This is a genomic window from Marivivens sp. ABH4_498 (assembly GCF_056160585.1).
This window is the reverse complement of the sequence record NZ_JBSWXL010000006.1, coordinates 33,377-58,626: the sequence shown is the minus strand read 5'-3', so window position 1 is coordinate 58,626 and position 25,250 is coordinate 33,377. Positions and strand designations below refer to the sequence as shown.

General features: G+C 56.0%; 25 protein-coding genes. 18 read left to right on the top strand and 7 right to left on the bottom strand.

Translation table 11 applies throughout. From position 1 onward, the window contains the following. Positions 1-70: 70 nt before the first annotated feature. Positions 71-2,131: a 4Fe-4S binding protein gene (locus tag ACXAGA_RS12870; RefSeq protein WP_475117884.1), complete on the top strand. Its 2,061-nt coding sequence runs from the start codon at positions 71-73 to the stop codon at positions 2,129-2,131. After that, positions 2,128-2,994, top strand: coding sequence for an FAD:protein FMN transferase (locus tag ACXAGA_RS12865; protein WP_475117883.1), 867 nt, complete (start codon positions 2,128-2,130; stop codon positions 2,992-2,994). Before ACXAGA_RS12870 ends, ACXAGA_RS12865 begins: the two co-directional genes overlap by 4 nt. Positions 2,995-2,997: 3 nt before the next feature. Here the strand turns inward: ACXAGA_RS12865 and ACXAGA_RS12860 are convergent, their stop codons facing one another. Together ACXAGA_RS12860 and pedF are read right to left on the bottom strand one after the other, a co-directional pair. Then, positions 2,998-3,900, bottom strand: coding sequence for a substrate-binding periplasmic protein (locus ACXAGA_RS12860; protein WP_475117882.1), 903 nt, complete (start codon positions 3,898-3,900; stop codon positions 2,998-3,000). 2 nt (positions 3,901-3,902) lie between these two features. Next, a complete protein-coding gene (gene pedF / locus ACXAGA_RS12855) occupies positions 3,903-4,601 on the bottom strand; it encodes a cytochrome c-550 PedF (RefSeq protein ID WP_475117881.1) in 699 nt (232 codons plus the stop codon). A 141-nt stretch (positions 4,602-4,742) separates the two neighbouring features. Between pedF and ACXAGA_RS12850 the strand changes: the two genes are divergently transcribed. Genes ACXAGA_RS12850 through ACXAGA_RS12825 form a run of 6 tightly spaced genes read left to right on the top strand, consistent with a single transcriptional unit; the run spans position 4,743 to position 9,358 of the window. Next, complete coding sequence (locus ACXAGA_RS12850) at positions 4,743-5,915, top strand: ABC transporter substrate-binding protein (protein ID WP_475117880.1); 1,173 nt, start codon at positions 4,743-4,745, stop codon at positions 5,913-5,915. Beyond that, complete coding sequence (locus tag ACXAGA_RS12845) at positions 5,912-6,874, top strand: YVTN family beta-propeller repeat protein (protein WP_475117879.1); 963 nt, start codon at positions 5,912-5,914, stop codon at positions 6,872-6,874. Before ACXAGA_RS12850 ends, ACXAGA_RS12845 begins: the two co-directional genes overlap by 4 nt. 12 nt (positions 6,875-6,886) lie before the next feature. After that, on the top strand, positions 6,887-7,327 hold the full coding sequence (locus tag ACXAGA_RS12840; RefSeq protein ID WP_475117878.1) for a hypothetical protein: 441 nt from the start codon (positions 6,887-6,889) through the stop codon (positions 7,325-7,327). Beyond that, entirely contained in the window at positions 7,324-8,034 is a 711-nt protein-coding gene (locus ACXAGA_RS12835; RefSeq protein WP_475117877.1) for an ABC transporter ATP-binding protein, read from the top strand. Before ACXAGA_RS12840 ends, ACXAGA_RS12835 begins: the two co-directional genes overlap by 4 nt. Continuing rightward, entirely contained in the window at positions 8,031-8,810 is a 780-nt protein-coding gene (locus ACXAGA_RS12830; RefSeq protein WP_475117876.1) for an ABC transporter permease, read from the top strand. The genes ACXAGA_RS12835 and ACXAGA_RS12830 overlap by 4 nt, the downstream gene beginning before the upstream one ends. An 11-nt stretch (positions 8,811-8,821) precedes the next feature. Then, positions 8,822-9,358: a tetratricopeptide repeat protein gene (locus tag ACXAGA_RS12825; RefSeq protein ID WP_475117875.1), complete on the top strand. Its 537-nt coding sequence runs from the start codon at positions 8,822-8,824 to the stop codon at positions 9,356-9,358. Here ACXAGA_RS12825 and ACXAGA_RS12820 read toward each other — a convergent pair. Together ACXAGA_RS12820 and ACXAGA_RS12815 are read right to left on the bottom strand one after the other, a co-directional pair. Further along, complete coding sequence (locus tag ACXAGA_RS12820; RefSeq protein WP_475117874.1) at positions 9,340-9,972, bottom strand: ABC transporter ATP-binding protein; 633 nt, start codon at positions 9,970-9,972, stop codon at positions 9,340-9,342. The two genes, ACXAGA_RS12825 and ACXAGA_RS12820, sit on opposite strands and share 19 nt — an antisense overlap. Positions 9,973-9,995: 23 nt before the next feature. Beyond that, positions 9,996-10,955 carry an ABC transporter substrate-binding protein gene (locus tag ACXAGA_RS12815; protein WP_475117982.1) on the bottom strand — a complete coding sequence of 320 codons (960 nt, stop codon included), beginning with the start codon at positions 10,953-10,955 and terminating at the stop codon, positions 9,996-9,998. Between the two features lie 218 nt (positions 10,956-11,173). Between ACXAGA_RS12815 and ACXAGA_RS12810 the strand changes: the two genes are divergently transcribed. From ACXAGA_RS12810 to ACXAGA_RS12795, 4 genes are all read left to right on the top strand, one after another. Next, a complete protein-coding gene (locus ACXAGA_RS12810) occupies positions 11,174-12,940 on the top strand; it encodes a PQQ-dependent methanol/ethanol family dehydrogenase (protein WP_475117873.1) in 1,767 nt (588 codons plus the stop codon). 128 nt (positions 12,941-13,068) lie between these two features. Beyond that, complete coding sequence (locus ACXAGA_RS12805) at positions 13,069-13,758, top strand: response regulator (RefSeq protein ID WP_475117872.1); 690 nt, start codon at positions 13,069-13,071, stop codon at positions 13,756-13,758. Between the two features lie 33 nt (positions 13,759-13,791). Then, a complete protein-coding gene (locus ACXAGA_RS12800; protein WP_475117871.1) occupies positions 13,792-14,970 on the top strand; it encodes an FIST signal transduction protein in 1,179 nt (392 codons plus the stop codon). A gap of 9 nt (positions 14,971-14,979) precedes the next feature. Then, the gene (locus ACXAGA_RS12795; protein WP_475117870.1) at positions 14,980-17,202 is read left to right on the top strand and encodes a hybrid sensor histidine kinase/response regulator; all 2,223 of its coding nucleotides are present in this window, start codon (positions 14,980-14,982) and stop codon (positions 17,200-17,202) included. Here the strand turns inward: ACXAGA_RS12795 and ACXAGA_RS12790 are convergent. From ACXAGA_RS12790 to ACXAGA_RS12780, 3 genes are all read right to left on the bottom strand, one after another. Beyond that, entirely contained in the window at positions 17,197-18,255 is a 1,059-nt protein-coding gene (locus ACXAGA_RS12790) for a YeeE/YedE family protein (protein WP_475117869.1), read from the bottom strand. The two genes, ACXAGA_RS12795 and ACXAGA_RS12790, sit on opposite strands and share 6 nt — an antisense overlap. 45 nt (positions 18,256-18,300) lie before the next feature. Then, the gene (locus ACXAGA_RS12785) at positions 18,301-18,630 is read right to left on the bottom strand and encodes an ArsR/SmtB family transcription factor (RefSeq protein ID WP_475117981.1); all 330 of its coding nucleotides are present in this window, start codon (positions 18,628-18,630) and stop codon (positions 18,301-18,303) included. Positions 18,631-18,771: 141 nt separating this feature from the next. Next, on the bottom strand, positions 18,772-19,134 hold the full coding sequence (locus ACXAGA_RS12780) for a hypothetical protein (RefSeq protein WP_475117868.1): 363 nt from the start codon (positions 19,132-19,134) through the stop codon (positions 18,772-18,774). A 45-nt stretch (positions 19,135-19,179) separates the two neighbouring features. On the opposite strand from ACXAGA_RS12780, the gene ACXAGA_RS12775 reads away from it, so the two are divergent. The 6 genes from ACXAGA_RS12775 to ACXAGA_RS12750 all read left to right on the top strand — a co-directional run bounded on the left by ACXAGA_RS12775 (position 19,180) and on the right by ACXAGA_RS12750 (position 25,244). After that, complete coding sequence (locus tag ACXAGA_RS12775; protein ID WP_475117867.1) at positions 19,180-19,917, top strand: cytochrome c biogenesis CcdA family protein; 738 nt, start codon at positions 19,180-19,182, stop codon at positions 19,915-19,917. 299 nt (positions 19,918-20,216) lie between these two features. Further along, complete coding sequence (gene soxY, locus ACXAGA_RS12770; protein WP_086450135.1) at positions 20,217-20,633, top strand: thiosulfate oxidation carrier protein SoxY; 417 nt, start codon at positions 20,217-20,219, stop codon at positions 20,631-20,633. Between the two features lie 19 nt (positions 20,634-20,652). Next, the gene (gene soxZ, locus ACXAGA_RS12765; protein ID WP_475117866.1) at positions 20,653-20,982 is read left to right on the top strand and encodes a thiosulfate oxidation carrier complex protein SoxZ; all 330 of its coding nucleotides are present in this window, start codon (positions 20,653-20,655) and stop codon (positions 20,980-20,982) included. A 100-nt stretch (positions 20,983-21,082) separates the two neighbouring features. Continuing rightward, positions 21,083-22,786: a thiosulfohydrolase SoxB gene (gene soxB, locus ACXAGA_RS12760; RefSeq protein WP_475117865.1), complete on the top strand. Its 1,704-nt coding sequence runs from the start codon at positions 21,083-21,085 to the stop codon at positions 22,784-22,786. 30 nt (positions 22,787-22,816) lie between these two features. Further along, positions 22,817-24,085, top strand: coding sequence for a sulfite dehydrogenase (soxC, locus tag ACXAGA_RS12755; protein WP_475117864.1), 1,269 nt, complete (start codon positions 22,817-22,819; stop codon positions 24,083-24,085). Beyond that, positions 24,069-25,244 (top strand): c-type cytochrome, encoded by a 1,176-nt coding sequence (locus ACXAGA_RS12750; protein ID WP_475117863.1) that lies wholly within the window; start codon positions 24,069-24,071, stop codon positions 25,242-25,244. Before soxC ends, ACXAGA_RS12750 begins: the two co-directional genes overlap by 17 nt. Positions 25,245-25,250 lie beyond the last annotated feature (6 nt).

Genomic DNA, 25,250 nt, shown 5'->3' with positions numbered 1-25,250 from the left:
ACCGCCCAAGACCTAAGTCGCATAGGGACAATCGTGAACGATCAATAGTGTTTTGTTCATGTACGGACGAATGAAACTTCTTTGGATTTTATGTGCCACGTTGATCAGCATTGCGACGCTGCTGCAGGCCGAAGCTTTGCCAAAATCCGCGTTGGAACCCTATGTGACGCCGCCGATGTCTATCGGTGACCAACTGACAGATGACGGCGTATGGGAACTGTTGAATTCGGGCGGAGCCGTGGCTGGATACGTGTTTGAAACCCAGACCATGGCCCCCCTACCCGGTTTTTCTGGTGCGCCCATCAATATGCTGGTTGTGCTGGATTTGGACGGGCGGTTTTTAGATGTCCGCCTGCTATCACATAACGAACCTATTTTCATATCGGGCCTAGGCGAAGCGCCATTTCATGCATTTTTCGAACAATATCGGGGGCTTTCGATTTCGGACAGTTTGGTGGTTGGCACGCCTTATGGCGGGGCGTCCGAAGGGTCGGCCCTGATTTACCTAGACGGCGTAACCAAAGCCACGGCATCCGTCCGCATCGCCCACGAAAGCCTATTGGCCGCAACGCTAAAGGTCGCCCGCGAAAAGATGCAAGGCGTTTCCGCCGGACCGCCCGCCTATCCCGATCCATCCGTTGATGAGACGCTGACTTGGGACGATCTGGACGGTATCGCGCACCGCCTGCAAATCACAAACGCCGAAGTCAATCAGGCGTTTTCAGGCACGAAATGGCAAAACGACGATCCGGTTGCGACCGCGAACCCCGACGATCTGTATCTGGACCTTTGGGTCATCGCTATTGGCCCTGCGTCTGTAGCGCGTGCCGTTTTGGATGATAACGCGCTGGGTGAATTGCAGGCGTTTATGGCCATTGCCGACATGGACGAACCGATCCTTGTTATTGACGCGGGGCGCCATGGGTTGATCACTGACGAATTCATTCGCAACACCGCGCCCGACCTGATCAGCGCAGAACAATCGGGGTTTCCCATCGCGCTTCGGGATGCCGATATTCTGGTCGGTCTGTCAGATGACGCCCCCGCCGCGCTGCACGATGCCCCCGCGTTGATCCTGCGCACGGATCGGCGGTTGGGGTTTGACCCCACCACGGAATGGACCCTGCGGATCAAAGCGCTACGCGAACACGGCGTTTTCCAACCTGAAATCGGATCGACCACATTTGCAACAACGGTCATGTCCCCCGAACGGTTCTACATCAGGCCAACCGCGCCAAAACAACGCTCTGCTTGGGAACAGGCGATCCTAGACCGCAGCGCTGACCTGATTGTGCTGTCTGTATTTTTGACGGCCCTAGTCGCCGCGCTGGGGTTCAACCTAAACCGATTGGCAGGCGCCAAATATTTTACCGGCTTGCGCCTGACGATCCTTGCGTTTGTGATCGGATTTATCGGCTGGTGGGGCCAAGGGCAGCTATCCATTGCGACACCTTTGGCGGTCATACGCACGGCCACAACGGGCGGTAGCTTTGCTTTCTTGCTCTACGATCCCTTTTCCTTGTTGATTTGGGCCATAGCGATTTTCGGATTTGCGCTGTGGGGGCGTGGGCTGTTTTGCGGCTGGCTGTGTCCCTTTGGGGCGATGCAGGAATTCGCGCACCATCTGGGCCGCATGCTGCGCCTACCCACTTGGACGCCCAGCAGCGCATGGGACGACCGCCTGAAATGGATCAAATACGGTGTTCTTGCACTGCTGGTCATACTGGCCGTCACAGCCCCCGCGCAGCTAGACACCGCGATCGAGGTTGAACCCTTTAAAACCGCCGTCACAACGTTTTTCATCCGCGAATGGTACTATGTCGCCTATGCCGCCGGTTTGTTGATCCTATCTATGGTCACATTCAAAGGTTTTTGCCGATACGTCTGCCCCTTGGGTGCCGTCATGGCGATCGGCGGCCTGATCCGAGGCCGCGACTGGATCGCCAGACGCGCCGAATGCGGATCGCCCTGCCAATTATGCCGTGTCAAATGCAACTATGATGCGATCCGCAAGGACGGGTCGATCCAGTATTCCGAATGCTTTCAATGCCTTGACTGCGTGACGATCCATGACGACGCGGCGAAATGCGTCCCCTTGATCCTTCAGGCGAAAAAACAGGCCCGACCATGACACTATCCCGCCGCCGATTTATCACGATTGCCGCTGCATCATTGCTGCCGAGAACAGCGCAGGCGCATGAATGGACGGGATATGCCTTTGGCGCCGATACGTCGATCAGGTTGAACGCACCGGATGAAACCGCCGATGCAGCCCTGCGGGCCGCGATTTCTGAAATCCGCAACATTGAGGCGCAATTTAACCTGTTCGACAGCGCCTCCGCCATTCGGGAACTCAATCGGAACAAGGCCCTAAATACGCCCGACCCGATGTTCGTGGATTTATTGGATCACGCCGACCGTGCCTATCGTGACACAGGCGGATTGTTTGACCCGACGATTGGCGCGATGTGGCGCGATGCGGCTTCGGGGGATCCGATTGATCCGCAATCCATGGGTTGGGATCAGGTGCAGTTTGGTCCCGCGCGGATAACCATCGGCGAAACGCAATCCATTACTTTGAACGGGATCGCCCAAGGGTACGCGACAGATAAAATTACCAACCTGCTGGCGGATTTCGGGCTGGGGGACATGCTGGTCAATATCGGCGAATACCGTGCGCTTGGCGGTCCGTTTCAACTGGGTCTTAGTGACCCGCGCCACGGTATGATTGGCCGCCGGCAGCTGGCGGGTGCGGCTATCGCAACGTCGTCGCCGGCGGCCTTGTTTGTTGGGGCGCAAACGCACATCATGCATCCCGTCCGCACGGCGCAGTGGTCAACCGTATCGGTCGAGGCTGACACAGCCACAATCGCCGACGCGTATTCCACGGCGTTATGTCTGGCACATCTGGATGAAATTCACGCTGCAGCCCAGCACCCTGCGATCCGGCGGATTGTGATCGTGGACAAAAACGGGGATCTGTCCACGATCTAATCGTTAGCGTTCGGGCGGCTGGAATGTCAGCCCATAGCTTTCGAAAATCGCTGGGATACGGCCATCGGATAGGCCCGCGTAAATCGCGTCATCCACCGCATAGGCCAACGGGCGATAGCGGAAATTCACAGCCACACCCAACGTCCATTCGCCCACCGCAAACCCAGGTAGCGGCGGTTGGTGCACGCCCGATGCATCCGTCAGGCTGTATTCGATCTGACCCAGAGGCCCCATGACGGCCATCGCATCCCCTCGCTCCATCGCGCCCATCGCTTGGCGCATGTCAACGTAGCGCTGGATATTCCCGCCCAATTGACCGCCCGGAAAAGCGGACAGATAGAAATCTGCGATGGTGTCGTTTTGGACGGCAACCGTATCGAAACGGAAATAGGCAGGGACGGGTTTTTCATCGGGATAGCTGTCTATGTCATACCCGATGGCGATCGATTCACTGGCATATTGTCCAGTAAAAACAACCTGTTCGACGCGACATTTAAACGTCGAATTATAGGGCACCCGCATCATGACGTTTGAAACGCGCCCACCGACAATGGGGCCTTTCCAGATGTTGTTCCGCAGGTCCGCCTCTAGGTTTTCGCCGGCTTGGACAAAATTGAAATGGGCCTCGACGCCCAGTTCTTCGGCGATCAGACGGGCGATATCAACATCAACGCCTTTGGCCTGACCGGCCTCTTCCCAACTGTATGGGGGGTAGTTTTCGTACACGGCAAACAACATGCTGCCCTGTTCGATAATCGTATCCAGTTCTTGACCCACGATATCGCGGCCAACGTTCTGGGGGCGTTCTTGCGGCACATAATCGGCACACGGATCGGCCGCATAGGCCTGCCCAGCAAAGAGCAGGCCCAGAACGCCCAAGGTTAAGGTCCCTAGGCGCCCGTTCATATTTAGTGGGCCGCCGACAGGCCGATGGTCAGGGTTTCGGCCGCTTTGGTGTACCCTTCGGCGGAACCGTCAATCTGAACCACAGCGCGCGATGCGATGCTGTCTGCGACAGGTGCGCCCGACATGGTTGGAACGGCGGCTGCGATTTCCGACAGGCGGGCTTTGATCGCGTCTGCGTCTGCGCCATCCGCGTTTTCGCCGTATCCTGCCATCTGGTCACGCAGCGCCTTTAGCTCGTCTGCGTATTCTTCCATCGCGTAGGAATCCGGGCGGGTTTCGATGTATGTGCGGATCGCCCATGCTGCGTCTTGGCCCAGCAATTCGCCAAAGCCCGGCATTTTGGTGATGCCGTTCTGGGTATAACCGAAACGGAACCGTTCAACGTACCATTCGTCGCCGTATTCTTCGGCCTCTAGGAAACGCAAATCAGGGGCCAGACCGCCCGACACAACCTCGAGCCCGTGGCAGCGCGCACAGTTCTGGTTGTAACCGGACGAACCGATCTGCACGGCACGCAGCCATGTTTCTTCGCCAACTTTATCGGCGCGATATGGGTTTTCGATTAGCCATTCGTCGCCGGTTTCGGGCAAGCCCGCGGTATCAACGGCCTGAGGCGCAACATCGCCATGCGCATTGGCAAAACCTGCCAGCATGGACAACGCGGCTGCTGCAATCAGGCGGCTACGCATTTGAGTGGTCATCGGGTGTCTCCTCCAGATGTGGTTTTCCAATGCCTACATCAACGCGGTTTCTGGGCGGTATTCGACTTTGGTTGGGGTACCACACGGATTGATACCAATGTCCAATACGGATCAGGGAAAACCATCATCTAGCGTGGAGGCATGATGAACGGGAGGACACGAACAAGCGCCGCTATCTTTGCCGCGCTATGGGGGACATCGGTTTTGGCCGATGTCGATATTACGATTGGATATTTATCCGTCATCACGCCGCCGCCTCCGACGCTGTCGCGGTTGGACGAAATACCGGAAAATCTGGGAACTGCAGGCGCCGTGACCGGCATCGCAGACAACCAAACAACGGGCCGTTTTCTGAATCACACCTACAGTCTGACGCAAACATCCGTCGACATTGACGGTGATTATTTGGCTGCGGCGACGGATTTATTGGCCATATCGCCATACCTTGTGATCGACGCGCCGATGGATGCCTTGATCGCTATTGCGGATTTGCAACCTGCCCAAAACGCGATTTTGTTCAACGCGTCGGCCCAAGACCAATCGCTGCGCAGTGCCGATTGCCGCGCCAATCTACTGCACACGATCCCATCCAATGCGATGGAAACAGATGCTTTGGCACAACTGTTTGTTTCCCGCCGCTGGACAGAAGTCGTCATGATTACGGGCACTTATCCCGCCGACACCGCCTATGCCAATGCGATGCGCAACTCTGTTCGTAAATTCGGAATGCGGATGGGGGATGAAAAAACTTGGGCCTTTGACGCGGACATGCGCCGCGCTGCGTCCGCCGAGGTCCCCCTATTCACCCAAGATTTCGGGGACTACGACGTTTTGGTCGTTGCGGACGAAACCCACGATTTTGGTCGTTACATTCTATATAACACGTGGAATCCGCGCCCTGTTGCAGGATCCGAAGGGTTAACCGCCACCGCTTGGGCGCCCGTGATCGAACAATGGGGCGCCGCCCAATTACAAAGCCGTTTCACAGACGCTCATGATCGCCCGATGGACCCCGTGGATTACGCCGCATGGGCCGCCGTTCGCACAGTGGGCGAGGCTGTCACCCGCACAAATTCGAACGATTTTGACACCCTTCGCGCCTACATCCTATCGGATGATTTCGAACTGGCCGGGTTCAAAGGCCGCCCCCTAACCTACCGCGATTGGAACGGCCAATTGCGCCAGCCGATCGCCATCGCGCACCCGCGTGCCTTGGTGGCTACGGCTCCGCTAGATGGATTCCTGCACCACGTTAACGAACTAGATTCTTTGGGCCTTGACCGCCCAGAAAGCCAATGCGAGGCCTATAAATGATCCTGCGTTCTGCCCTATGCCTGACCCTGCTATCGACCACCGCGTGGTCCGATGAAATCTGGGTCACCAACGAAAAAGACGACACCGTTTCGGTGATCGACACCAACACGCTAGAGGTCATCCAGACCTACCCAACAGGCGAACGCCCCCGCGGCATCACGTTCAGCCATGATTACAGCCGCCTGTACATCTGCGCATCAGACAGCGACGCCGTACAGGTGATGGACCCAAACACGGGCGAAATTCTGCACGACCTGCCATCGGGCGAAGACCCTGAACAGTTCGTTCTGCATCCAGATGACGTGCATCTATACATCGCGAACGAAGACGACGCGATCACCACCGTGGTTGATGTCGAAACCCGCCGCGTGGTGGCTCAGATCGACGTGGGCGTCGAACCCGAAGGCATGGCCGTTTCCCCCGACGGGAAAATAGCGATCACCACGTCCGAAACCACCAACATGGCCCATTGGATCGACACCGAAACACAGCAGCTGTTCGCGAACACTCTGGTCGATAGCCGCCCCCGCCACGCCGAATTCACGCGGGACGGCAAACAGATGTGGGTCAGTTCGGAAATCGGCGGCACGGTCACGGTGTTTGACGTCGAAACCCAGACCGAAATCGGCAAAATGGAGTTCGAAATCGCAGGCATCCACCCAGACCGCGTTCAGCCCGTTGGGTTTGAATTTTCCGAAGGCGACGAAACCGTCTTTGTCGCATTGGGGCCAGCCAACCACATCGCCGCCGTCAACGCCCAAACGTTCGAGGTAGAGGATTACATCCTCGTCGGACGCCGCGTTTGGCACATGGCGTTCAACGGCGACAAATCGCAGCTATTCACCACGAACGGCGTGTCGGGCGACGTGACCGTGATCGATGTCGCCAGCCGCGAAGCCATCAAAACAATCAAAGTCGGCCGCTTTCCTTGGGGCGCGGCATATCGGCCAACGAACTAAGAGGGAGAAACCATGAAACGCCTAATTACAGCATTCGCTATATGTGCAGCCACCGCCGCCTTTGCGGACGATGACGACGATATGGGTTTTGGCGCGGCTGGCCTATTGTCGGGCAGCAACCAGAATAACCTGCCGCCAATCACTTTGTCCGCGGGCATGCCCATTTCTGAAACGGATTGGGTTTTGAAATCGGGCGCCTACTATGAATTCGAAATCATCGGTGACGGCAGTCAAGAATTGGCGCTGGTCGGCCCCGAATTCTTCCGCGCCATCTGGATTGACGAAATCGTCGTCGAAGGGTTGGAAATCCGCCCCCTAGGGTTGGACAGCATCGAATTTGACGAAGCCGGCGAAATGGAGATCGGGTTCGTCGCCATCAAACCCGGCCAATATTACATCAAAATCCCTGGCACCACGGGCGAAACCCAACGGATGGAGATCACCATCGAATGAACGGAATTTCGGTATCAGGGCTGACGTTTTCCTATGGCAAGAGAACCGCGCTGTCGGACGTCAGCTTTGATATCGGTCGGGGTCGATTTTGCGCTTTACTGGGCCCAAACGGTGCGGGCAAATCGACCCTGTTTTCCATCCTGTCGGGCTTGCGTGCGACCAGCGCAGGCCATGTGACGATCGCGGGCCATGACATTGCAACGCACCGGCGGGCCGGTTTGGCGCAATTGGGCATCGTGTTTCAGCAGCCAACGCTGGATCTGGATCTGACCGTCAGGCAAAACCTGTCCTATTTTGCCGCCCTTCACGGTATTCGAGGCAAAGAACGTGCAAAACGGATTGATGCCGTTTTAGAACGATTGTTCATCACTGATCGCGCCGATGACAAAACGCGGTCCTTGAATGGCGGACATCGCCGCCGCACCGAAATTGCGCGGGCCTTGCTGCACAATCCCAAAGTTTTGCTTCTGGATGAACCAACTGTTGGTCTGGACGCGCAAAGCCGAAAGGCAATCACCGATCACGTCCATGATCTGACGATTGATGGCACAACCGTATTATGGGCAACCCATTTGCCGGATGAAATTTGGGATGCGGATCGACTGGTGGTCCTGCATCAATCACGCGTTTTGGCCAATGGAACCGCTGGTGTCATCCGTGGCCCCCGCAATCTGAACGATGCGTTTCTATCGATGGTGTCGGCATGATGTATTGGACTGCCCTACAGGCGATCGTTTGGCGCGAAACATTGCGTTTCATACACCAGCGCGAACGGTTTATTGCCGCGCTGGTACGGCCCCTGATCTGGCTATTGGTCTTTGCCGCTGGTTTTCGCGCCGCATTGGGGCTGTCGATCATCCCGCCCTACCAAACCTATATCACCTATGAAACATACATCGTGCCCGGGCTATGCGGCATGATCCTGCTGTTTAACGGCATGCAATCATCGCTAAGCCTGATCATTGATCGCGAATTGGGGTCGATGAAATTGCTGCTGACCTGCAATTTGCCGCGTTGGTGGCTGCTGCTGTCGAAACTGATCGGCGCGACGATGATTTCGATTTTGCAGGTCTACGCTTTTCTGGCCGTGGCGGCAGGTTTCGGGATCAAATTACCCGCATTCGGCTATGTGGCCATTGCACCGGCGTTGATGATCACAGGGATCATGCTGGGCGCATTGGGTTTGTTTTTATCCAGCTTTATCAAACAATTGGAAAACTTTGCTGGCGTAATGAATTTCGTCATATTTCCGATGTTTTTCCTGTCGTCTGCATTGTACCCGCTGTGGAAAATGGCCGAAAGTTCGGTCCTTTTACACAACATCTGTGCGGTCAATCCATTTACCCACGGCGTCGAACTGATCCGTTTCGCCGCCTATCTGCAATGGAATCTGCCCGCACTGGGTTGGACCGTTTTATCTACCGCAATTTTCACCGCGCTCGCGCTGTGGGGCTATAACTCTGCCCGCGTAGCCAGATCATAATGGGGAAAGTCATGAAAAAGATATGTGTGTCGCTATTGGTCGCAACGGCCAGCATCGCAACCGCCGAAGGTGACGATCTGGGGACGCTGAACCCTGATGAAATGACGTGGGAATCCATTTTGGATCGCGCCGAACGCGGTGAAACGGGGATGGTGATTTGTTCGACGGGGTATCTGCTGACCAAATCGGGCCGCCACGAAGAAGCAAGGCAATTGTTCTTGAACTGCACCCGTGACGGATACACAGGCGCCATGACGTGGATGAGCCAGCTGGATAACAACGGTCTGGGCGGTGAATACGATCCCGATGCGGCCGCCGAATGGGATCGGATGGCGGCAGAGCTGGGTGATCCAGTTGGCAAATTCAACTATGGTATCAGCCTGATGCGCGGCTACGGTGTCGCGCAGGACGAAGCTGCCGGTCGCGCGCTGGTGGACGAAGCCGCCGAAGAAGGGTTGCCAATCGCCAAACGTCTGCAAGGCGCCGATTATGATCTAGAGGAAGTCACGCCAGACGCCGATAACTGGCGTTATGCGCCCGTTTTCTGATCACGCGTGATCACCGCTGGCGCTCCGCCCAAGGTCACGATGCGGGTCGCCAGCCTTTCGGCCTCTGACGCGGCATGGGTGACGATGATTGTCGTTAGATCGTATTCACCGCGCAGCGTGTCGAACAATTCCATCATGTCGTCTGTCGTTTGCGGGTCCAACGATACAAACGGTTCGTCCAGCAGCAACAAATCAGGCCGCACAGACAACGCGCGGGCCAACGCCAAACGCCGCTGCTGGCCCAATGACATTTGCCCAGGGAAATCGGCATCGCGCCCCGCCAACCCCACAGCGGCCAATGCATCACGTGCCGCGGCCCGCGATATGCCTGTGGTCAGCGTCAGGTTTTCCACCAATGTGCGCCACGGCAATAATGTGGGTTCCTGAAACACGACACTGACGCGTCCGCGCAAACGGCACTTTGCGCCGATGGGCTGTTCCAGCCCCGCGCAAATACGCAGGATCGATGATTTCCCAATGCCAGATGGCCCCACCAGCGCGACCGTTTCGCCGCGCTGAATTGTCAAATCGATCGCCCCCAACACCTGCGCGTTGCCATAGCTGAAACTGTTCAATTGCAACGACAGAACGGCCGATCGGTCTGGCTGGGCCATTGGTATGATCTGGGGCTGCATGGTCAGTTGCCGCTGTAAAACACGCCCTCGGGCATAGAGGTGACGGAGCCGACCAGCTCCTCTCCGCCCAGTTCGATCATCAGGTCCAACATGCGTGCTGCGGCGTCTTCGTCAACGGGGTCTGTAGATGGAATACCCGCCCGAAACCCAGCGACCAGCGCATCAAATTGCGCATCGGTTTTGGCGTTCATGCGCGGGCGCAGACGGTCCCATTCGGCATCATTGGTTGCCAAAATATCTTTGGCGCTGCGCGATGCAGCGGCGAGCCCATGCACCAAATCAGGATGTTCCGCCAACAATTCACCGCGCACAACATAGCCCAGCAATGGCGTTTCAGGGTCCAGTCCCAAATCTGTCGCGGCATCCGCCACCGAAATCAATTCGCGCATGCCAGCCGCCTGCATTTTCGCCATGAAATGCCAGAAATTAATCGCTGCATCCAATTCGCCCGAGGTTGCCGATCCGAAAATCAAAGGCGGCGCACCGAATACTTGTTCCGTTTCCGCGACCAAATCCATGTCGTGATTTTTTTCGGCATAGGCCCGCAGGATCAGCCAACTTTTATCCAGTGGACCGCCTGCGATCCCGATGGATTTCCCCCGCAAATCTGCCAGCGTTTGTGCATCGCTATCCGCACCGACCATGACGCCGCCGACAGCCAATGAATACGGGATAAACACATAATCATGCCCCGCCGCGCGTTGCCGCGCGACCCACAGCCAGTCAGAAACGATCACATCTGCTTCGCCGCCCTGAAACGCGACTTGGGCAGCGGACCCGCCGCCAACGCCCATGACCTGCAATTCAAACCCGTTGGCGGTATCCAGTTCGTGGTGTTGGATGGTGTCCAATTCCCAATTAACTGTCCCGAATTCCAACACAGCCGCACGCAAATTCGGCGTTTCGGCCCAAACCGTTGTTGCAGTACACAGTGCGACCATCGCCGCGCCCAGTGGTTTCATGAATGTCATGTGATCCTCCCTCACTTGGGTAGATCAGAACCGATTTCGCAAAAGGCGGAAATACGACCAAAGCCTTGCCCCCTATCGGTCAAGCCCGAAAAGGTCGTACGACTATCGTTCAATATCTCGTGAACTCAATTTCGCTGAATACTTGGTCCAGACCGATCAGGGACTGACTCGCCCTGATCCATTTCAACTGGCCATAGGGAGGAGCCGAAATGAACAGGTTCGTAGCCGCAGTCACTGCAACACTATTGATTGGGGGCGCTGCAAACGCCGAAGTAACCGAAGACATGCTGCTGAATGACACCGACTCTGTCGGTGACGTTTTGACAAACGGCATGGGCCGTCACCTTCAGCGTTTTTCGCCGCTAGACACCCTGAACACCGACAACGTCGAAAATCTGGTTCCCGCATGGGCATTTTCGCTAGGCGGTGAAAAACAGCGCGGGCAGGAAACCCAGCCGCTGATCCACGACGGTATCATGTATATCACCGGTTCGTATTCGCGCATGTTCGCGATCGACGTCATGACCGGCCAAGAAATCTGGCAGTACGACGCACGCCTGCCCGAAGGCATCCTGCCTTGCTGTGACGTAATCAACCGTGGTGGCGCGATCTATGGCAACAACATCTATTTCGGCACTCTGGACGCACGTATCGTGGCGCTGGACCTGAAAACCGGTGACGTTGTTTGGAACAAAAAAGTCGCTGACTACAAGGCTGGTTATTCGATGACCGCAGCCCCGCTGATCGTTGATGGCATGGTCATCACCGGCAATTCGGGCGGTGAATTCGGTATCGTTGGCGCGGTTCAGGCACGCGATGCTGAAACCGGCGAATTGATCTGGGATCGCCCCGTGATCGAAGGCCACATGGGCACTCTGAACGGCGAAGAATCCACCATGACTGGCACGCTGAACGCGACCTGGCCGGGCGACATGTGGAAAACAGGCGGCGGCGCGACATGGCTGGGCGGTTCGTATGATGCGGACACCGACACGCTGGTATTCGGCACGGGTAACCCTGCACCTTGGAACAGCCACCTGCGCAACGCTGGCACGCCAGTTGACGGCAACACGGGCGACAACCTGTACGCGGCATCGCGTCTGGGCATTGATCCTGCGACCGGCGAAATTAAATGGCATTTCCAGACCACCCCACGCGAAGGTTGGGACTATGACGGCGTGAACGAAGTCGTCGCATACACCGACCGCGACGGTAACGACCGTTTCGCAACCGCAGACCGTAACGGTTTCTTCTACGTTCTGAACCGCGAAGACGGTGCATTCGTATCCGCAACCCCATTCGTCAAAGATATCTCTTGGGCTAGCGGCATCGATGAAAACGGTCGTCCGATCTACAACGAAGAAAACCGTCCGGGTAACCCAGCAGACGCAGCAGACGGCGGCCAAGGCGAAGTCGTATTCGCATCGCCATCGTTCTTGGGCGGCAAAAACTGGATGCCAATGGCGCATTCGCCTGAAACAGGTCTGTTCTACGTTCCATCGAACGAATGGGGCATGGACATCTGGAACGAACCGATCACCTACAAACAGGGTGCTGCGTATTTGGGCGCTGGTTTCACCATCAAACCAAACTACGAAGACCACATTGGTTCGCTAAAAGCGATTGACCCTGACACCGGCGAAATCGTTTGGGAATACAAAAACGATGCACCACTGTGGGGCGGCGTGATGGCAACCGCTGGCGGTCTGGTCTTCACCGGCAACCCAGAAGGCGAATTCCTGGCGTTTGACGCCGCAACCGGCGAAGAGCTGTGGTCGTTCCAGACCGGTTCGGGCATCGTTGGTCAGCCTGTGACATGGGAACAGAACGGCGAACAGTACGTGTCGGTTGTATCCGGTTGGGGCGGCGCGGTTCCTCTGTGGGGCGGCGAAGTGGCCAAAGAGGTCAACTACCTGAACCAAGGCGGCATGGTCTGGACATTCCGTCTGCCACAGCAGCTGGCTTCGGCGCAGTAATTTAATCGCTGACTGAAAAATAGATGCGCCTCCGACCATAGTCGGGGGCGCATTTTCTATTATAGTCTTTAGGCTAAGTAGGAGGAGACAACAGAGGGTGCTACCGTATGGTTATGGAAACAGAACAAATGACAGATACAGCGCCAACTGTAATGCCACAGGTCAATGGCTGGGCTTTGGTCGTTGATGATCACCCGCTGTTTTGCGACGCATTGGAACTGACCCTGAAATCGCTGCAAAACTTTAGCGAAGTTCAGACCGCCAACTGCCTAGAGGCCGCCTTGGCCAAACTGGACGCATCCAACAGCGCCCCTGCCCTGATCCTGCTGGATCTGAATTTGCCAGACGTGAATGGATTGGATGGGCTGATCCGGCTCAAACGGTCGGCGACCAAAACGCCGATTATCATCGTGTCGTCCATGACCGATAACAACATCATCAAAGGCGCTATCGCGGCTGGATCGTCGGGTTTTGTTCCCAAACATTCCGCACGCAATGTGTTCCGCGACGCGATCGAACAAATCGGCGCTGGCAACATCTATACCCCCCAAGGATTCGTCGAAGGCCAAGAGGACGACGAAGAGACTTTGGCCATTGCCCGCCTGTCGTCGCTGACCAACCAACAGGCGCGCATTCTGGAACTGATTTGCGAAGGCAAATTGAACAAACAAATCGCCTATGATCTGTCCATCGCCGAGGCCACGGTCAAAGCGCACGTCACATCCATCATGCGCAAGTTGAACGTTCAAAGCCGCACCCAAGCCGTGCTGGTGGCCCAAGAAGCGAAGTTCGCAAAACCCTTGCCAAAAGAAGGTTAACGCCCCTATCGTGATGGGTAGGGAGAGAGACTTATGGCCAGAAACGAAGATGTAACAGCTATGGCTGTTGGGTCGGATATCGTGTGCGCGGATGTTTTGCGCACAGCACAAGTGTGTTGTAACGTGCAGGACCCAATTTCCAAAATCGCAGATCAGATCGGGCACGGACAGTTGGCGTTGCTGTCGGTCTATATCACCGCCCAAGCCGATTTTCGGCCCATTGTCGATGCGCTGATAGAACGGTATCCGGACACCCAAATCGTCGCCTGTACGACCGCCGGTGAAATTGGCCAGAAAGGCTACGAAGAAGGCCAAATCATCGCCATTGGGTTCCCCGCCGAAACCTTTGCCTGCAGCGGTGTGATCATCGAAAATCTGTCCGATTTCGATGCACAATCCCTAAGCGACCGCATCGCGCAACAGCGCGTGAGTTTACAAGAAAAACACGAAGACAAATCCTATGGGTTTGCCTTGCTGACGATTGATGGCCTGTCCCTGCGTGAAGACGTGTTGACCGCCACAATTTCCCCTGCCTTGCGCGATACGCCGCTGCTGGGCGCCTCTGCCGGTGATGGGACGCGATTTAGCGAAACGCTGATCGCGTACAACGGCAAGGTCATGAAAAACGCGGCCATTCTGAATATCTTGCGCAGCTCGGCCAAGATCAAAGTCTTTACATTGGATCATCTGGTTCCGACCGACCAGAAAATGGTCGTCACCGAAGCCGATCCAGAACGCCGGATCGTGAAATCGATCAACGCAGAACCTGCTGCCCGTGAATACGCGCGGATCGTCGGCAAAGATCCCGAACAGTTGGACCGTTTCACATTTGCTTCCCATCCCGTCGTGGTGCGTCTGGGCGGCAAACATCACGTCCGCGCCATTCAACAGGTCAATGACGCCGGCGAACTTGTATTCTTTTCCGCCATCGACGAAGGCATGGTTCTGACCGTCGCCACGGCCGACAATATGGTCGATCACCTGAATGCGAAAATGGCCGAATTGTCCGCTCAGGCAAAACCCGATCACATCATCAGTTTCGACTGTATCTTGCGCCGGATCGAAGCCGAACAAACCCAATTAACCCGCCAACTGTCGGACATCATGGCCGCGAACAAGGTATTGGGCCTATCCACCTATGGCGAACAGATCGGCCCCCTGCATGTAAACCACACCATGACCGGCGTGGCATTTTATCGTAACGCGCCCTAGGAACGCATAATGTCGCTTGTTAACCCCGAAGACAGTCTGGAACGGCAAAACGAAAAATTGCTGAACATCGCCCAAGCGTTGATGAAACGGGTTGAACAGAAAAGCGAACACACCGGCCTAGCCTATCAGCAATTTGAACGCGCTGCGCTGCTGGAAACGCAAGTGCGGGAACGGACGATTGAATTAGAACGTACGCTCGACCTGCTGCAAGAATCCAACGCGCGGCTGGAAACAGCAAACGCCGAAACCGAAGCCGCCCGTACCAATCTGGCCGAAGCGATTGAAACCGTGAATGACGGGTTCGCTTTGTTCGATCCGGATGAAAAACTGGTGCTGTTCAACAGCCGTTTTTGCCGCGACATGCATGACGTCATGTCCAACCTGAACGAAGGCCTTAGCTTTGGCGATTATGTCGACATGGTTGCCCACAGCAAAGCGTTGGCCCTGCCCGCCGACCAAACCCGCGCGCAGTGGTCCGCCGAACGCATGGCCCTGCATTCCGAAAGCCACGTGGTGTTTAACGTGGCGGTTCGATGGGGCCGCTGGATTCAGGTCTCGGAACATCGAACGGCACGTGGTGGCACCGTTATTTTGCAAACGGACGTCACCGAAATCATGCAAAACGAACGCGAAGAGCGGAACAAACTGCGCGATCAGCAGGCCCGTACTTTGCAAGCGACCTTGGACCATCTGGATCAGGGGATTTGTATTTTTGACCACACGCTTGCCTTGGTCGGTTGGAATACAAACGTCGAAGGATTGCTATCTTTGCCGCCCCGCCGCGCCGTGCACCGTTTGCAATTCCACGAACTTTTGGACAGCTTTGACGATGGCGTGCACTATTCAGACGGGCAAAGTTCGGACCGTCTGATCAAATGGGCAAAGCAACGCCAACGCCGCCGCCCTTTGAAATTCGAAGCCACGCGCCAAGACGGTCGTACCTTGCGTGTGTTTTGTCAGGAAATGCCCGATCGTGGGTTTGTGATCAGCTTTACCGACGTCACAGCCGAAGTCGACGCAGCCCGTGCGATGGCAGAAATCAACGAACGTCTGGAAAAAGGCGTGCGCGACCGCACGGCCGAACTGGGCGTTGCTTTGGCAGAGGCCGAACGCGCGAACGCATCCAAATCCCGTTTCGTCGCCGCCGCCAGCCACGATCTGCTACAGCCGCTATCAGCTGCAAAACTGTTCATGTCATCCCTGTCGGACCGTCTGTCTGATGACGCATCGCGCGGGGTGCTCGCCAAAGCGGAAACCGCGCTGTTCAGTGTTGAAAAAATTATCGAAGCTTTGCTGGATATTTCACGGCTGGATGCAGGCAAGGCCACGTTCAAAGTTCAGCCAGTGCGCCTGTCGGCCATTTTGGAACCGCTGCGCGATGAATTAACGCCAACAGCCGTTGCCAAAGGGTTGGAACTGCGCATCGTTATCGCCGACCTAACCGTCATGAGCGACCCCGCATACCTGCGGCGCATCGTCCAAAACCTGATGGAAAACGCGATCAAATACACTGATCACGGGCGCATTCTGGTCGGTGTGCGCCGCTACGGCAAATCCGCGCGGATCGAAGTCTGGGACACAGGCCGCGGCATCGCCGAAGAAGACCAGAAAGCGATCTTTCAGGAATTCGAACGCCGTGATGGTCCTGCCGACAATACAGGGCTGGGCCTTGGGCTTGCTATTGTGGAACGGGCCGCCGCCGGTTTGGGCCATCCATTGGGCATCTGGTCACAGCCAGATGTCGGCAGCTGTTTTTCGTTAAACGTGCCGCTGTGCGACGCCACCAAACACCCAGAAACCCCGTCCGAAACCCCTCGAACCTGGGGCAAAGAATTGACCGGCCAGGTATTGTTGTTGGTCGAAAACGACATCCCCCTATCTGCCGCGATCACATTGATGGTCGAAGAACACGGAGCAGAGGTTCTGGTCGCCCACAGCGCCGAAGAGGCACTGGCATTGTTGGAAGAAATCGAATTAATCCCTGACGGATTGTTGTTGGATTATCAATTGGGCAGCGGCATGAGCGGCGTCGAATTCTATCGCGCGTTCACAGAACGCTATGGCAAAGTGAAAGCCGCGATTTTGTCGGCCAATCGGTCAACCGAACTACAGCGCGAATGCCGCGAAATCGACATACCGCTGCTGGCCAAACCATTGGATAAACACAAACTGTTCGAACTGTTGGTCTATGACATGCCCGCGCGGACGCGGGGCGCGGACGGGGGCCTATAGCCCCCAAGCCAGCCGCCCTTCGACCAGCTGTTTCAGACCCAGCCGCGCACCTAAGTAGATCCCCGCCAGCGTCAATGGCGCCGATAGGGCCAGCACAGACATGGCCGATAACCCTTGGCCAAAACTGCACCCCAGGGACAGCGCAGCGCCTACGCCCATCAGCCCAGCGCCGATGATCTGGCGGCGTAATTCACGTGGATCTTCGCAGGCTTCCCAACGGAAATGGCCTTTGATCAGGCTGCCAACGAATGCGCCGATCCATACGCCTGCAATGGATCCGATCCCAAAGCTTAGGGTTTGGCCCGTTGCGGTCATGGCATACAGGATTGTTTCACCAATCGGCGCGGCGAAAGTATGCGACACGATGGTCAAATCATCAAACCCGACGCGGTTTACATAGGTCATCCCGACCCAAGCGGTCACGATGGACAATGCGACGATTGCGCTCCAGAACAGAGCCTTTGAATCTTGGCGAAAACCTTTGGATGACAGTGTGATAGCGACGATTGCCAAACCAATGACGATACCGACAACGGATGTCGGAACCCCCGTCGCGCTGGACAGAACATGCGCGATACCAGCCGGAGCCTCGGATTGGGGTCGGTCGGGGAAAAGCGCCAGACGGGCCCATGCAATCGGTCCCGAAAATGTGGCATAGGTTGCAACGCCAATCACGGCTACGATCACAAAATTACGCAGATCGCCGCCGCCCAATCGGGCCAATGCGCCGTACCCGCAGTTGCCTGCGATCGCCATGCCATACCCAAAAATCAGACCGCCGATGATCGATACGATCGGCTGCGCATCGACCTGTAGGTAAAACGTGCGGGTTTCAGCCACCAAACCCAATGCGGACAAAACGAAGGTTGCACAAACGGACAGGCCAATCGCCATGCCCCACATGCGCAAACGCGTGTCGTTGCTGGAATATACGTGATCTTCGATTGCGCCTAACGTGCAAAACCGCCCCAGACGCGCCGCAAGCCCCAAAAGGATCCCACCGACACCACCTATCAGCGCCGCAAAGTTACCTTCGCCCAGCAGTTCGACCATTCGCATCCTCCCCATGCTTGTGTCGACGCCCCGCAAACGAAGGGGCTATTTACAGAACAAATCAAACAACAGTGATATGATCTGTTTCGCGCGATCATCCGTCAAGCTGTAATAGATCGTTTTCCCGTCGCGGCGGGGTTGGACCAACCCCTCTAGGCGTAGGCGGCTTAGCTGTTGGGATACCGCCGCCTGCCGAGAGGCGAGCAAATCTTCGAGCTCGGTCACGGATTTTTCACCCGACACCAAATGACACAGGATCATCAACCGACCTTCGTGACCGATTGCCTTTAGGTAATTGGTCGCTTTGGTCGCGTTTTCCATAATCGCCGTAATTTCGGCGTCGGACATTTCTGGATCAAGGACGGGGATATTCATATCAAAAGGAGGCTGCATCAATACATTTCACCCCGCATGCCCGAGGCTTTTGCTAAGTTTAATGCAACAGCCATAGCATTACCATACCACAATAACCCGCGCGGGATTACGACCTTTGGTCTAATTGCGATATGGGTTGGGTCAGTCATCGACGATCTGCACCCCGCCGTCGCGCAACATATTTGCGATCAGTCCCCAGAAAAAATCATCGCCCGGATAACCTTCTAGGCGGTTCACCTCTGACCCGTCCACCAGCAGAACAAATGTCGGGGTAAACACAACAGGCCGCGCCAATGTGATGTCGTCAGGAATACCATCCGTCACATCCACCTTTCGCAGCGGGGCGGTTTTGCCTTCGTCGGTGACAGGATAGATCGGGCCGATTTCTTTGTCCCATGCCAAACACCACTGACACCCTGGCCTTTCGGCCATCATCATCTGGACCTCGGCCAAGGCCGAAATCGGGGCAAACATCAGAAAAGGGATAGCCAAAAATCTAAACATTCAATTATTTTAATATGAATGCACTAATTTTCAAGGAATCTTCGGATGCCCGAAATAAGCCACCTAGGCGCTGCTATTGCAGGGTTTTTATCGTTTTTCACGCCCTGTGTGCTGCCGTTGGTTCCATTTTACCTAAGCTACATGGCGGGCATTTCTATCGGACAGATTCGCGACGGCGGCCATGAAACCGTTGGCATTCACACCCGTTTGATCGTCAGCGCCATCAGTTTCGCATTGGGCGTGACGACGATTTTTGTCCTGTTGGGAATGGGCGCGACGGCGGTCGGCACGGCATTTGCCGAATGGAAAGGCGCGCTACAGATCGTGGCGGCCGTGGTGCTGGCGCTGTTCGGTTTGCATTTTCTGGGCCTAATGCGAATCCCATTGTTCTTCCGCGAAGCCCGCATTCACAGCCGCCTACCCGCCACGGGCCTAATTGGGGGGTACATCACGGGGCTTGCGTTCGGGTTCGGCTGGACACCTTGCGTTGGCCCTGCCCTAACCGGCGTTTTGATTGTAGCGGGCAGCTATGATGACGTGTGGAAAGGCGCCGCACTGCTGTTTTCATATGGGATCGGGATGACCGCCCCCTTTGTATTTGCCGCAATGTTTGCGCGCCCGTTCTTAGGCTGGATTGACCGCCATCGGGCGCTGATGCGTTACACCGAAAAAGTCATGGGGGTCATTCTGATCCTGTTTGCAATTTTGATCGGAACGGGATCAATCGAACGCATCGCGGGGTGGTTACTCATGGTTGCACCAGCGTTATCACGACTACTTTAACCCGAAAGTATAGCGGCCCTATACCAATCAAGCATTTGAAAAATAACAACTATTAAAATAATCAAAATTACATATTCAAATTTTTGATTTTATTATTGCGAGAATCCGCGTTGGTACGCTACGGTACACCAGAGGGGAGAGGCAGACGCGTTTTTGGAGGAACGCTTCTGGTGCAAACAGCTGATAGGTTCGGCTTTGCATGACACTCTTTGACAACTTTCGCGCCCGCATTGGGCAGGATTTGTAATTGCAGTTCGGTCACATATCGACGTGGCCGCACATCTGGAGGAGGAGTATCCATGCAGATTACCCGTAGAAATACGCTGCTGATGACAGTGGGGACCGCAATCGCCGCGGCCGTCCCGTTCAAAGCAATGGCAAACGCAGACGCCGCCATTGATGCGCTACTGAATGGCGCAGAGGCTGGCTCTGAGGGATTGACCCTGATCGCACCAGAGATCGCTGAAAACGGCAACACCGTTCCGATCGAAGTAAACGCACCAGGCGCAACCATGATCGCTGTGTTTGCAGGCGGCAACCCGACCCCAGAGGTCGCAACCTTTACCTTTGGTCCTCTGGCAGGGTCGCATTCTGCATCGACCCGTATGCGTTTGGCAGGCACCCAAGACGTGATCGCCATCGCGCAAATGCCTGACGGCAGCTTTGTCCGTGCAAGTCAGGAAGTCAAAGTAACCATCGGCGGCTGCGGCGGCTAAGGCATAAGGGGATAAAACCATGGCAGACAATGTAACACCACGCGTACGTGTACCCCGCGAAGCATCCGCAGGCGAGGTTATCACCATCAAAACGCTGATTTCGCACCCAATGGAATCCGGCCAGCGCAAAGACGGCGACGGCAACCCGATCCCTCGTTCGATCATCAACCACTTTACCTGTGACTTTAACGGTCAGAACGTCATTGACGTGGTGTTGGAACCTGCGATTTCGACCAACCCGTTTTTCGAATTCCAAGCAACAGTTCCTGAATCGGGCACGTTTACCTTTACTTGGAACGATGACGACGGCAGCGTCTACACGGAAACCAAAGATATCGTAGTCGCGTAACAGACTCCTCCTGGGCGGCGTACGCGTCGCCCAACCTATTCACCCGAATTTCAACCTAATGAATGCAGTCGCCTGTCGTGTCTGCAAACGGAGTATTTTTATGATCTCTCGTCGGGATTTTTTGCAGGCCAGTATGGCAGCCAGCGCCATCGTCGGTGCGTCCGGTTTTGGGCAATGGGGCAAGTTGGCCGCCCAGCAATTGCTGACGCAGGATCAACTGTTGGAATTCGATACCTTCGGTAACGTCACGCTGATCCACATCACGGACATCCATGCGCAGCTGAAACCGATTTGGTTCCGCGAACCTGAAATCAATTTGGGCGTTGGTGACAACAAAGGCGCCGTTCCCCACATCACGGGTGCTGATTTCCGCCGTGCATACGGCATCGCAGACAACAGCCCATCACATTACGCCCTGACATATAACGATTTTTCATCCCTTGCCCGCGGATATGGCCGCATGGGCGGGATCGACCGCGTGGCAACCGTGGTCAACGCGATCCGCGGCGATCGCCCTGACGCGATCCTGCTGGATGGCGGCGATACGTGGCATGGGTCCTACACCTGCTACCACACCCAAGGTCAGGACGTTGTCAACGTCATGAACATGCTGAAACCGGACGCGATGACGTTCCACTGGGAATTCACATTGGGCAGCGACCGCGTGCGCGAACATCTGTCCAACCTGCCCTACGCAGCCTTGGGTCAGAACATTTTCGACAGCGAATGGGACGAACCCGCCGAAGATTTCGAACCCTATAAATTCTTTGAACGAGGCGGCGCAAAGGTCGCCGTCATTGGCCAAGCGTTCCCCTATATGCCCATCGCCAACCCCGGATGGATGTTCCCTGAATATTCGTTCGGCATTCGCGACGAACGCATGCAGGAAATGGTCAACGAAGTGCGAGGCATGGGTGCAGACGTTGTCGTCGTGCTGTCCCACAACGGTTTCGACGTGGACAAAGCGATGGCATCGCGCGTTCAGGGCATCGACGTGATCCTGTCTGGCCACACACATGATGCGCTGCCTGAACCCTATCTGGTCAATGAAACCATCGTTGTTGCCTCTGGTTCGAACGGTAAATTTGTGTCCCGCGTCGATCTGGATATCCGCGATGGACGCATGATGGGTTTCAAACATAAACTGATCCCGATCTTTGCAGATGTGATCACACCCGACGCCGAAGTCTCGGCTGCGATTGACGCCGAACGCGCGCCCTTTGCTGATCAATTGACCGAAGTCATCGGCAAAACGGCAGATGACACGCTGCTGTACCGCCGCGGTAATTTCAATGGATCGTGGGATGACCTGATTTGTCAGGCCCTGATCGACGAACGTGATGCAGATATTTCCATGTCGCCCGGCGTCCGTTGGGGCCCGTCTGTTCTGCCGGGTCAGGACATCACCCGCGAAGACCTGTGGAACGTCACATCGATGACCTACCCGAATGCCTATCGCACTGAAATGACAGGTGAATTCATCCATACCATCATGGAAGACGTGGCCGACAACCTGTTCAACGAAGACCCTTATTACCAACAAGGCGGCGACATGGTTCGCGTTGGTGGCATGGGATACAAAATCGACATCACCAAACCGATCGGCAGCCGCATTTCCGAAATGACCCTGCTGAAAACGGGTGAACTGATCGATCCTGCGAAAACCTATGTGGTCGCGGGATGGGCTTCGGTCAACGAAGGCACCGAAGGCCCCGCCATTTGGGACGTTGTCGAAAATTACATCCGCCGTCAGGGCACTGTCTCTGTCGCGCCAAATACCTCTGTTCAGGTTGTGGGCGCTTAACCGCCCCGCCCCAGCAAAAGGACGCTCATCATGACCAAAATTTACAAAGGCATGAAACCCACTCGCCGCAGTTTCCTAACTGGCGCTGCCGCAAGCGGTGTCGCGATGGTTTCCGCCAAGGCCGCAAACGCCGAAGGTGATCCCGCGATCATCAACAAACAGGAATGGAACCAATATTTGGGCGAAGGCGTCGATGCCCGCCCCTATGGTATGCCATCCCAGTTTGAATCCCACGTGCGCCGTCAGGATGTACCTTGGTTGACCGCTGACCCTGTATCGTCGGTCAACTTTACCCCTCTGCACGAACTGGACGGGATCATCACGCCGAACGGTCTGTGTTTCGAACGTCACCACGCTGGCATCGCCGAAGTTGATCCAGCTGAACACCGCCTGATGATCAACGGCTTGGTGGATCGTCCTTTGGTTTTCACAATGGAGGACCTGATGCGGTTCCCGCGTGAAAACCACGTTTATTTCCTGGAATGTGCGGCGAACACCGGCATGGAATGGGCGGGCGCACAGCTGAACGGCTGTCAGTTCACCCACGGCATGATCCACAACGTGATGTACACGGGCGTTCCGCTGCGTCTGCTGTTGCAAGAAGCGGGCGTAAAAACCACCGGCAAATGGATCATGCCCGAAGGTGCAGACGCATCCGGCATGACCCGTTCGATCCCGATCGAAAAGGCGCTGGACGACTGTCTGGTCGCGTTCAAAATGAACGGCGAAGCCTTGCGCCCCGAACAGGGCTATCCTGTGCGCCTAGTTGTTCCCGGCTGGGAAGGCAACATGTGGATCAAATGGTTGCGCCGCATCGAAGTCGGCGATCAGCCTTGGCACCACCGCGAAGAAACATCCAAATATACCGACCTGTTGGCGGACGGTCAGGCCCGCCGTTTCACGTGGGAAATGGATGCGAAATCGGTCATCACATCGCCCAGCCCGCAGGCCCCCATCACCCAAGGCCCCGGCCCATTGGTCGTCACGGGCGTTGCATGGTCGGGTCGCGGCACCATCCCACGCGTGGATGTGACCATCGACGGCGGCATCACGTGGCAACAGGCCCGTATGTCTGGCCCATCGCTGAACAAATCAATGCACCGTTTCTATTTGGATATCGAATGGGACGGCAAACCGATGCTGCTACAAAGCCGTGCGCATGACAGCACCGGATATGTTCAACCGACCAAAGAACAACTGCGCCACGTGCGCGGTGAAAATTCGATCTACCACAACAACAGCATCCAAACTTGGGCTGTGAACGAAAACGGAGAGGCCGAGAATGTCGAAATCTCCTAATGGCCTGTATACAATTCTAGGGCTTGCTGGGATCGGCGTCGGCATCGGTGTCGCTGTCAATTCCGGCAACCACCAAAGCGACGTGATTGAAACGGCTCAAGCCACGGTTCAAGCCGCCGAAGAACGCGCCGCTGCAGCACAGGCCGCAATCGCAGAGACATCCGCTGCCGCGACCGATCTGGTCAATGCGCTGGCCGCTCAGCCGTTGGATACGGGCGCGCCCGTCACTGACAACGCTGGTTTCGGTTTGGGCCGCGACGCGCTGCCCGTTGAAATCGCAGCGTGGGACATTGACGTACGCCCTGACGGCGCGGGCCTGCCCGCAGGGTCCGGTGACGTCTGGACCGGCGAAGAAGTGTTCGTCGAAAAATGCGCCATGTGTCACGGCGATTTTGGCGAAGCTGTCGGGCGCTGGCCTGTTCTAGCAGGCGGCCAAGGTACGCTATCGGACGAAGACCCCGTTAAAACCATCGGGTCCTACTGGCCCTATCTGTCGACGGTCTATGATTACATCAATCGCGCGATGCCGTTTGGTATGGCCCAATCGCTGACCAACGACGAAGTTTATGCGATCACCGCGTATCTTTTGTACGTCAACGATCTGGTTGATGACGATTTCGAACTGTCGAACGAAAACTTTGTCGATGTGCGCCTGCCCAATGAACCAAACTTCTTTATGGATGACCGTGCGACTGCGGAATATCCGCTGTTCAGCGTCGAACCTTGTATGGAAAACTGCAAGGAAAGCGTTGAAATCACGATGCACGCGTCGGTTCTGGACGTAACACCGCAGGACGAAAACGCAGCCGAAGAAGACGCCGTCGTTGTCGCAGCAGCGGCAGAACCTCAGGTCGATATAGCGGCAGAAGGCGAAGCCCTGTTCCGTCAGTGTAAATCCTGTCACCAAGTCGGCGATGGCGCAGGCAATGGCGTAGGTCCACACCTGAATGCAGTCGTCGGTCGTCCGATCGGCAGTGTTGATGGTTTCCGTTATTCCAATACTCTTTTGGATGCGGGCGGCGAATGGTCAGCCGATGTTTTGGGTGCATTCCTTGCCGATCCGCGCGGCGCAATGCCGGGAACCAAAATGGCGTTCCGCGGCCTACGCAGCCAAGAAGAAATCGACGCTATCATCGCCTATCTGGCAACTTTTGAATAAGGGGAA

Bases quoted from the DNA above. Each gene is read 5' to 3' on its own strand.
- ACXAGA_RS12870 (WP_475117884.1), top strand. From the start codon at position 71: ATGAAACTTCTTTGGATTTTATGTGCCACGTTGATCAGCATTGCGACG.
- ACXAGA_RS12865 (WP_475117883.1), top strand. From the start codon at position 2,128: ATGACACTATCCCGCCGCCGATTTATCACGATTGCCGCTGCATCATTG.
- ACXAGA_RS12860 (WP_475117882.1), bottom strand. From the start codon at position 3,900: ATGAACGGGCGCCTAGGGACCTTAACCTTGGGCGTTCTGGGCCTGCTC.
- pedF (WP_475117881.1), bottom strand. From the start codon at position 4,601: ATGACCACTCAAATGCGTAGCCGCCTGATTGCAGCAGCCGCGTTGTCC.
- ACXAGA_RS12850 (WP_475117880.1), top strand. From the start codon at position 4,743: ATGATGAACGGGAGGACACGAACAAGCGCCGCTATCTTTGCCGCGCTA.
- ACXAGA_RS12845 (WP_475117879.1), top strand. From the start codon at position 5,912: ATGATCCTGCGTTCTGCCCTATGCCTGACCCTGCTATCGACCACCGCG.
- ACXAGA_RS12840 (WP_475117878.1), top strand. From the start codon at position 6,887: ATGAAACGCCTAATTACAGCATTCGCTATATGTGCAGCCACCGCCGCC.
- ACXAGA_RS12835 (WP_475117877.1), top strand. From the start codon at position 7,324: ATGAACGGAATTTCGGTATCAGGGCTGACGTTTTCCTATGGCAAGAGA.
- ACXAGA_RS12830 (WP_475117876.1), top strand. From the start codon at position 8,031: ATGATGTATTGGACTGCCCTACAGGCGATCGTTTGGCGCGAAACATTG.
- ACXAGA_RS12825 (WP_475117875.1), top strand. From the start codon at position 8,822: ATGAAAAAGATATGTGTGTCGCTATTGGTCGCAACGGCCAGCATCGCA.
- ACXAGA_RS12820 (WP_475117874.1), bottom strand. From the start codon at position 9,972: ATGGCCCAGCCAGACCGATCGGCCGTTCTGTCGTTGCAATTGAACAGT.
- ACXAGA_RS12815 (WP_475117982.1), bottom strand. From the start codon at position 10,955: ATGAAACCACTGGGCGCGGCGATGGTCGCACTGTGTACTGCAACAACG.
- ACXAGA_RS12810 (WP_475117873.1), top strand. From the start codon at position 11,174: ATGAACAGGTTCGTAGCCGCAGTCACTGCAACACTATTGATTGGGGGC.
- ACXAGA_RS12805 (WP_475117872.1), top strand. From the start codon at position 13,069: ATGACAGATACAGCGCCAACTGTAATGCCACAGGTCAATGGCTGGGCT.
- ACXAGA_RS12800 (WP_475117871.1), top strand. From the start codon at position 13,792: ATGGCCAGAAACGAAGATGTAACAGCTATGGCTGTTGGGTCGGATATC.
- ACXAGA_RS12795 (WP_475117870.1), top strand. From the start codon at position 14,980: ATGTCGCTTGTTAACCCCGAAGACAGTCTGGAACGGCAAAACGAAAAA.
- ACXAGA_RS12790 (WP_475117869.1), bottom strand. From the start codon at position 18,255: ATGGTCGAACTGCTGGGCGAAGGTAACTTTGCGGCGCTGATAGGTGGT.
- ACXAGA_RS12785 (WP_475117981.1), bottom strand. From the start codon at position 18,630: ATGAATATCCCCGTCCTTGATCCAGAAATGTCCGACGCCGAAATTACG.
- ACXAGA_RS12780 (WP_475117868.1), bottom strand. From the start codon at position 19,134: ATGTTTAGATTTTTGGCTATCCCTTTTCTGATGTTTGCCCCGATTTCG.
- ACXAGA_RS12775 (WP_475117867.1), top strand. From the start codon at position 19,180: ATGCCCGAAATAAGCCACCTAGGCGCTGCTATTGCAGGGTTTTTATCG.
- soxY (WP_086450135.1), top strand. From the start codon at position 20,217: ATGCAGATTACCCGTAGAAATACGCTGCTGATGACAGTGGGGACCGCA.
- soxZ (WP_475117866.1), top strand. From the start codon at position 20,653: ATGGCAGACAATGTAACACCACGCGTACGTGTACCCCGCGAAGCATCC.
- soxB (WP_475117865.1), top strand. From the start codon at position 21,083: ATGATCTCTCGTCGGGATTTTTTGCAGGCCAGTATGGCAGCCAGCGCC.
- soxC (WP_475117864.1), top strand. From the start codon at position 22,817: ATGACCAAAATTTACAAAGGCATGAAACCCACTCGCCGCAGTTTCCTA.
- ACXAGA_RS12750 (WP_475117863.1), top strand. From the start codon at position 24,069: ATGTCGAAATCTCCTAATGGCCTGTATACAATTCTAGGGCTTGCTGGG.